This is a genomic window from Neisseria sp. HMSC31F04, from assembly GCF_001807735.1.
In the GTDB taxonomy this organism is placed as follows: Bacteria; Pseudomonadota; Gammaproteobacteria; order Burkholderiales; family Neisseriaceae; genus Neisseria; species Neisseria elongata.
Window position 1 is genome coordinate 22911 of record NZ_KV790755.1, and the last position, 7598, is coordinate 30508.

A 7598-nucleotide genomic window follows, 5' to 3' on the forward strand; every position below is an offset into this window, starting at 1 on the left:
GGCCGTCTGAAACATGGCCGGTTGCCTGTTCAGACGGCCTGTTGTTTATTTCGGTGCAAGCACGTCCGCCACAAAATCGGGCTGCTCCCACGCGCCGCCGGCAAAGCCTTTGCACTGCGTGTCGCTTTCGCTTTTGCTGCTGATGAAGGCTTTGCCGTCCCACACATATTCAACCGTGCTCCAACAGTCGCCAAAGCCGCGGCCTTTTTGGCTGCCTGAAAGTGTAGCCGTACCGTTCTTGTCTACGTCGAAGCCGCCGTATCCGCCCAGGCTCGAATCCTCCAATACGGTGTAGAGGCGGTTGAATTTGCTGTCGGCGATGGCGAAAAAGCCGTTGCTGTTATAGGCAAACAGTTCGCAGCCTGTTTCGATTAGCACTTTGCCGCCGCTTAAGGGATAAACGGTGATGCTGCGGTTGCGTTTGGAATCTTGCAGCATGGTGCATTCGCCGGCTTGGTAAGGTTTACGGATAAGCTTCCATAATTTGCGGTATTCGGGCGTGCCGGCGGCGTATTCCCTACCTTTCGTTTCGACTGGCACGCGGGCGGCCTGGATTTTGGGCGCGGCTTTGGGCGGCAGCACAGCGGGGCTTTGGGCGGCAAACCGTGTCGCACCGTTTTTCACCCACGCGCTGTTGTCGCCCACGCGTCCTTGATAGGCATCGGCGGTGAGCAGTGCGGTATATGCGCCGTCGTCGGACAGTTCGCGTTCTTTGCCGCCGATACGCAGGGTTACGCGGTTTGCCGTCGCCAGCACGGCTTCGACGGCGGCGCGGCCGCCTTCAGGAATGGTGGCGAGCGTGAAGTCTTCATCGATGAGGATGTCGGTGATTTTGCTGCCGTTTGCAAACAAGCCGACGGTTTGATTTTTTAGCGCGTTTTTTTTGTTGGTTTCATCATGGTCATGGGGAAAGTCAAACGATTGTACGGACGTCACCCAGAATTTGCCTTCGGCCAGCCATTCTTGGTCAAAGGCATTGTCGGGGATTATCCACACTTTGCCCTGACGGTCGGAAATCGACAGCGGCTGACGTTCGGCGAAGGCGGCGATGAGTTGTTCCGTTTGCTTCGGGCTGAGTGTGGCGGTGTAGTCGTCTTTGCCGAAGGCGACCGTGCCCAGCGATTGGCCGTTTAAAAACAGTTCGCCGCCGGTGTTGTCGGCTTGGGCGCAGGCGGCGGGTGTTTCGCATTCTTCGATAATCTGAATCTGCGCGGTGGTAGCGGCGTTTTTGCCGGCAGGGCGAGTGAACAGGACGGATACGGCATTGTCTGAACGGTCATTGTGATAGCCTGCCACGTGGCAGGTGCCGGTGTTGTCGCATTTGCCGTCGGGGCGGGTGAACAGGAAGGATATGTCATTGTCCGAATCGTCATTGTGATAGCCTGCCACGCGGCAGGTGCCGGTGTTGTCGCAAACGGTGTCCCAATCGCCCATTTGGGTGCGCAGGCCGGGAAAGTTTGGCGCGGCTTGGGCGGTTGCGGCGAGCAGGCAGGAGAGGAAAAGGATAGTTTTTTGCATGATGGGGTCTCTTTGATTGGGATGTTCTGCCGGCCGTCTGAAACTGGCTGCTTGGTTGAAAACAGGCTTCGGACAGTGTGGGCACGGAATAGGCAGATTATACAAAATGCCGGTTGCCGTTATGCATATTGTGGTGCCCGCGCGGTTTCGGACGGTTTTGAAAAAAAGTGTTCGACGGGGATGGGGTATAAAGTACGTACGGGATAAGAGGCCGTCTGAAAGATGTTTTCAGACGGCCTCTTTGCCTACGGATACGGAATCTGATTAAAACGATACTTTTAAGCTGCCGTAGAAGGCGCGGCCGTGTTCGTTGTAGGTCTGCGCGCCGTTGCCGGTGCGGTACAGTTTTTTGTCGAACAGGTTGCTGATGCCGCCGCGCACGGCCACGCGTTTGTTCCAGTTGTAGCCGGCGTTGATGCCCCAGATGCCGTATCCGCCCAAAACGGTTTGGTTGCGGGCGGAAGCCAGGGTTTCGCCGCTGCCGCCGCTGCCGCTTTGTTCGATGTTGTTGATGGCGACCGAACGCGGTTTGGTGCGGCCATATTGGGTGAAGGTCAGGTTGGCGTCAAAGCGTTCGTTCGGCGTCCAGGCCAGCGTGCTGTTGATGGTGAACTTCGGAATCAGCGACAGGGGGTTGCCTTTGTAGTCTTCCGATTTCTGCATGTAGGTGAAGTTGTTGCTCCATTTCAGCGTGTTGTGCAGGGGGACGACGAGGTTGCCCTCTAGGCCGGAAACAATCGCCCTCGGCGAGTTGTCCCATTGGTAGAGGATGCCCGTGCTGGTGCTGCTGCGGGCTACGATTTCCGTGCCGGTGATGATTTTGTTGCGGTAGGCATTGTGGAAGTAGGTTGCCGAGGCCTGCCAGCCGTTTTTGTCGAATTCGATGCCGATTTCCTTATTGACGCTGGTTTCGGGTTTCAGGTTGGCATTGCCCATAAAGTAGCAGTGCGGGTTGCTGCCCAATTCCACGGGGCAGCCGTTACCGCGCGTGTACAGGATGAATTCGGGATTGCTTTGGTACAGGTTGGGGGCTTTGTAGGCGCGCGCGATGCCGCCTTTGACCAGCCAGTTTGCGCCAATCTGCTGGGAGAAGTTGAGCGCGGGACTCCAGTTGCCGCCGCTTTTGCTGTTGTGGTCGTAGCGCAGGGACGGTATCAGTTTGGTGGACGGGGTCAGCGAAATATTGTCTTCAACATAGATTGCCTTGTTCTGCTGCGATGTTTTGCCGCCGCGTATGGCGGAAATGCCCGGGAAGGTCGATGTTTGGCCTTGGTCGGTAAAGCCTTGACGGTTGGATGAGGGATCGTCCAGTTTGCTGTCGGTAAATTCCGCACCGACGGTCAGTACGTTTTCTACGCCGAGTTTGAACGGTATGTTGGCCTCGCTGCTGAAACGCAGGTTTTTCAGACGGCTTTGGACGTATTCCGTGCCGACATAGCTGCCCTCAGGCCCGCCTGCCAAACCTTCGGGCAGGTGGCTGTTGGTGGTGCGTTCGTAGCTCAATACGTTTTTGGTGTCGCCCCAGTCCCACGCGCCGTCATGGGTCAGGGCGTAGGAGGAACGGTAGAGGCGGGCAGTTTCCTTGATGCCGCTCCGGTAGATTTCGCGCAGGGTCGATTCGGTGTCGGAAATCACCGCGCCTGTGGCGGTATCGGTGATGACGGTCCGTGTATTGGCGGCATTGGAGTTTTGCGAATCGCCGTTGTAGATATTGCCCTGACGGCTGTAATCGCTGTCGAAAATCAGGGTTTGCGACGGACTGATTTTCCATTGCAGGCGGCCGGCTATGTCTTTGTTTTTCACGCCTTCCACCCCTGCCGCTCCATAGGTAGTGTTGGTAACGGTGCGGGTTTGTCCAGCAGGCACAACGATACGTCCGCGTTCCCGTATCGGGCCGTTTTGCGTGGTAAGGGTGGTGATGGAATCGCGGTTGATGCCGGTGGAATCGGCATCGGTTTTGTTGAAATTGCCGTAGATGCGGAAGCCCAATACGTCTTGGATAATCGGGCCGCCGAGGTTGAAGCCGACACGGTTGGTCGCCCCTTCCTTGCTGTCTTGCGGCTGGTTGGTGTAATAGTTCACCGATCCTTTGAATTCTTTCGGTACTTTTTTGGTAACGATATTGACCACGCCGCCCATCGCGCCGGAACCGTAGCGGGCAGCGGCGGGGCCTCGCAGGACGGTAATGGATTCGATTTCTTCAACCGGCACCCAGTTGCTATCGCCGCGCGTGTTGCGTTCGCCGCGCATACTGATGCGTTCCGACTGGCGCGAATGGACGGGTTTGCCGTCAATCAAAATCAGGGTGTTTTCCGGTCCCATGCCGCGCAGGTCGATTTGGCGTTTGTTGCCGCGCTGGCCGGTGGCGGTGTTGCCGGTGAGGTTTACGCCGGGCATGGTGCGGACGAGTTCGGAAATATCGTTTACGGCAGGCCGTTTTTCGATGTCTTCGTTAGAAATGCGGGAAACGCCGAGCGATTGCTGGAGTTGTTTTTCGGCGGTAACGTAAACGGTGTCGAGCGATGCGCCTTCTACGGCGGCGTCCCCGTCGGCATGGGCGAAGGCGGCGGCCAGTGTCAGCGGCAGTACGGCCAGTGGGAAGAGGGGGAGTTTGCGTTGGGCAGGCATATTTTTCCTTTTCTGTGTGCGGGTGTAATAAAAAAATAAATATAAACACTAATTAGTCTTGTTTCAAAATATACAAAAATAAAACCGATTATTTTTTAATTTTTGTCAGTTTGCCGCAACAAAAGTAAAGCACGGGGGAAGGTTTGCCCTTACAATCACCGTTTTTCCTGTGTGATTTATGAAAATTCCTTATCTGCCGCCTCATGATTATAGGTTTCCCAACGCCGCCCGTTTGGCGGCGGAATATGACGGGCTGGTCGGCGTAAGCGGAGATTTGGACGTGGGGCGGCTTTTGTCGGCCTATCGTCAGGGCATTTTTCCGTGGTTTTCCGAAAACGGGCTGTATTACTGGTTTACCACCGACCCGCGCACCGTACTGCTGCCGGAAAAGCTGCATATCGGCCGTTCGCTGGCGAAAACGCTGCGGAACAAAAGTTACCGCGTTACCGTCAATACTTGTTTTTCCGACGTTGTCGCTGCATGCTCGGAAGTGCCGCGTCCGGGACAGGATGGAACTTGGATTACGCCGGATTTTCAGACGGCCTATGGCAGGCTGCACCGTTTAGGCCATGCCCATTCTTTCGAGTGCCGGTTGCCTGATGAGTCCGGAGAATGGCGGTTGGCGGGCGGTTTTTACGGCGTGCAGATCGGGCGGGTGTTTTACGGCGAATCAATGTTCGCCCGTATGCCCGACGCATCGAAAATCGCCTTTGCCTGCGCCGTGCCGTTCCTTGCCCGCTGCGGTGTCGGGTTAATCGACTGCCAGCAGGATACGTATCATTTGCAGCGTTTCGGTTCGGAAACGGTCGGCCTGTTTGCTTTTCAGACGGCCTTGGGGCGGTTGAACGGCTTGCCGCTGTTGCGGCCGATAGAAAGCGGGGTAGTCGCTGAAAATATGGCCTAAACCTTGTGAATTGGAGTAGCCCGAGAAAAGGCCGTCTGAAAACCTTAAATATCGTTTTCAGACGGCCTTTTCTTGCGGATGAAGCTTGAGTCAAAGCCAGGCGTTAAAGCGGTAGGGGCGGATGTATCCGCATCACAAGCGCGTAACGCTCAAGACGCCTTTGACGTCGCCGAGGCTGGCGAGGACGCGCGGGAGGTCGTTGACTTGTTTGACCTCGAGTGTGAACCTCATGCTGGCTTCCAAGTCGCGGGACTGGGTTTGCACGGCGGTAACGTTGAGTTTGTGGCGGGCGAGCGCATCGGATACGTCGCGCAAAAGCCCTGAACGGTCTTGGGCGCGAATTTCGACATCGACGGCGAACACTTGTCCTTCCTGCAACGCCGCCCAGCTTGCGTTCAGCACTTTTTCAGGCGCTTGTTCGGCGAGGTGTTGGAAAGAGGGGCAGGTTTTGCGGTGTACGGAAATGCCGCGTTCGCGGGTAACGAAGCCGACAATATCGTCGGGTGGCGCGGGTTTGCAGCATTTGGCAAGCGTGGTCATCAAGCCGTCTTCGCCATCGATGAGTACACCGGTTTTGCCACCTTTTTTGATTTTGGACTGTTTGACGATGGTGGTTTCGCTGACGGGTACGGGCGGTGGTTCGTTCAGCGTGCCGCAGGCTTTCTGGATGGCGCGGTTGGAAATTTCGCCCTGTCCGACGGCGGTGTAGAGGTCGTCGAGTTTTTTGAAGCCGAGGTTTTCGGCAAGCTCTTGCAGGTTGGGCTTGGGCGTGAGTTTGGCAAGCTGCTTGTCGAGCTGGACGCGGCCTTCTTCGCGCACGGTGTCGGTGTTTTGCTGACGGATGTAGGCGCGGATTTTGCTGATTGCCTTGCTGGATTTAACCCAGCCTTCGTAGAGCCAGTTGACGGAGGGATGTCCTTCTTTGGCGGTAATGATTTCGACGCGCTGTCCGTTTTCAAGCGGGGTGGACAGCGGCACGATTTGCCCTTCGACTTTCGCGCCGCGGCAACGGTCGCCGATGCTGCTGTGTAAGGCGTAGGCGAAGTCGATGGGGGTTGCACTCGTAGGCAGGGAGAGGACTTTGCCGTGCGGGGTCAGGACGTAAATCGTGTCGTTGAAAAGCTCGGTTTTGAAGGCGGCGGCGAGGTCTTCCTTGCCGCTTTCCGCCATGTTTTCGCGCCAGTCCAAGAGTTGGCGCAACCAGGCGATTTTTTGTTCGTAGGCGGAATCGCCCTTGCCGCCCTCTTTATAACGCCAGTGGGCGGCGACACCGAATTCGTTGAATTGGTGCATATCGAAGGTGCGGATTTGCACTTCCACGCCTTTGTCTTCCGGGCCGACGATGACGGTGTGCAAACTTTTATAGCCGTTGCCTTTGGGGTTGGCGATGTAGTCGTCGAACTCGCCCGGGATGGGCTGCCAGAGGCTGTGGACGATACCCAGCGTGGTGTAACACTCGGGAACGGTATCGACCAAAATCCGCACGGCGCGGATATCGAACAGCCCGTCGAAGCTGAGTTTTTTCTTCACCATTTTTTTGTAAATGGAGTAGATGTGTTTCGGGCGGCCGGCGACTTCAAAGTGAACATTGTATTTTTTGAGCTCCGCGCGCAGGATGTTGAGGAAGTTTTCGATGTATTCGAGGCGTTCGGTGCGTTTTTCGTCCAAAAGCAACGCGATTTCGCGATATTTTTCGGGTTCTTGATGGCGGAAGCCGAGGTCTTCGAGCTGCCATTTGAGCTGCCACACGCCCAAACGGTTGGCGAGCGGAGCAAAGATGTCGAGGGTTTCTTTGGCGACGGCGCGTTTTTCGGGGCTGTCTGGGACGTTACTAAGGAACTGCATGGTTTGTGTGCGCAGAGCCAGCTTGATGATGACGACGCGGATGTCGGTTACCATCGCCAGCAGCATTTTACGCATGGTTTCGGCTTGCTGGGCGCGCTCTTCCGGAGTGGCGAGGTTGTCGACGCGGATAAATTGGGTCAGTTTCTGTACTTCGTCGATACCGCACACCAGTTCGGCAACGGGTTTTCCGCATTTTTCGGCAACGGTTTCGAACCAGTTGTCCCGATAGGTGGAAATGTCGGTCAGTATGGTTGCGGCGACTGCTTCCGGCAGCAGATCAATGTCTGCCACCATTTGTGCAGCTTTCAGCAGGTGTTCTGACAGCGGCTCGCCGCTTTCAGTAGTTGCCTCGGGCGGATAGGCGTTTTCGGCTAGTTCTAAGGCATGATGCAATAAAGCACGGTCGGAATCGTTTTGTTGGGAGCAGTATTGTTCGAACCATTGTTTGTCCGTCTGAAAATAGGATTGTGATGACGAGGGTGCAGGGTTGATGCCAGCCATGGGATGCTCCGAAACGGTATGGGAGAAGGGATGGACGGATATTGTAGCTGAAACGGACAGGGTAGGAAAACAAGGTTTCTGCGAAGCTAAAACGTCGATTATTTGTGGAAATCAGGTTGTCTGCAAAAACAAAAAAAAACGGCTGGAAACCAGCCGTTTTCAAGAAAGGGATTAGCTCAGGTTGCGTTCTACATCAACCAAA

Annotated in this window: 4 protein-coding genes; 1 reads left to right on the plus strand and 3 read right to left on the minus strand. The window is 55.8% G+C overall.

Annotated elements, in window-relative coordinates; genetic code table 11:
- Positions 1-45 precede the first annotated feature (45 nt).
- Both HMPREF3107_RS00425 and HMPREF3107_RS00430 read right to left on the minus strand, forming a co-directional pair.
- Positions 46-1518 (minus strand): DUF1176 domain-containing protein, encoded by a 1473-nt coding sequence (locus HMPREF3107_RS00425; protein WP_070451993.1) that lies wholly within the window; start codon positions 1516-1518, stop codon positions 46-48.
- 264 nt (positions 1519-1782) lie between these two features.
- Complete coding sequence (locus HMPREF3107_RS00430; RefSeq protein ID WP_070451996.1) at positions 1783-4146, minus strand: FepA family TonB-dependent siderophore receptor; 2364 nt, start codon at positions 4144-4146, stop codon at positions 1783-1785.
- A 178-nt stretch (positions 4147-4324) separates the two neighbouring features.
- On the opposite strand from HMPREF3107_RS00430, the gene aat reads away from it, so the two are divergent.
- Positions 4325-5050 (plus strand): leucyl/phenylalanyl-tRNA--protein transferase, encoded by a 726-nt coding sequence (gene aat, locus HMPREF3107_RS00435; RefSeq protein ID WP_070452001.1) that lies wholly within the window; start codon positions 4325-4327, stop codon positions 5048-5050.
- A 132-nt stretch (positions 5051-5182) separates the two neighbouring features.
- Here the strand turns inward: aat and HMPREF3107_RS00440 are convergent, their stop codons facing one another.
- Complete coding sequence (locus HMPREF3107_RS00440) at positions 5183-7396, minus strand: RelA/SpoT family protein (protein ID WP_070452003.1); 2214 nt, start codon at positions 7394-7396, stop codon at positions 5183-5185.
- Positions 7397-7598: the final 202 nt, after the last annotated feature.

Coding starts and splice junctions, on each gene's coding strand:
- HMPREF3107_RS00425 (WP_070451993.1), bottom strand. CDS start 1,518: ATGCAAAAAACTATCCTTTTCCTCTCCTGCCTGCTCGCCGCAACCGCC.
- HMPREF3107_RS00430 (WP_070451996.1), bottom strand. CDS start 4,146: ATGCCTGCCCAACGCAAACTCCCCCTCTTCCCACTGGCCGTACTGCCG.
- aat (WP_070452001.1), top strand. CDS start 4,325: ATGAAAATTCCTTATCTGCCGCCTCATGATTATAGGTTTCCCAACGCC.
- HMPREF3107_RS00440 (WP_070452003.1), bottom strand. CDS start 7,396: ATGGCTGGCATCAACCCTGCACCCTCGTCATCACAATCCTATTTTCAG.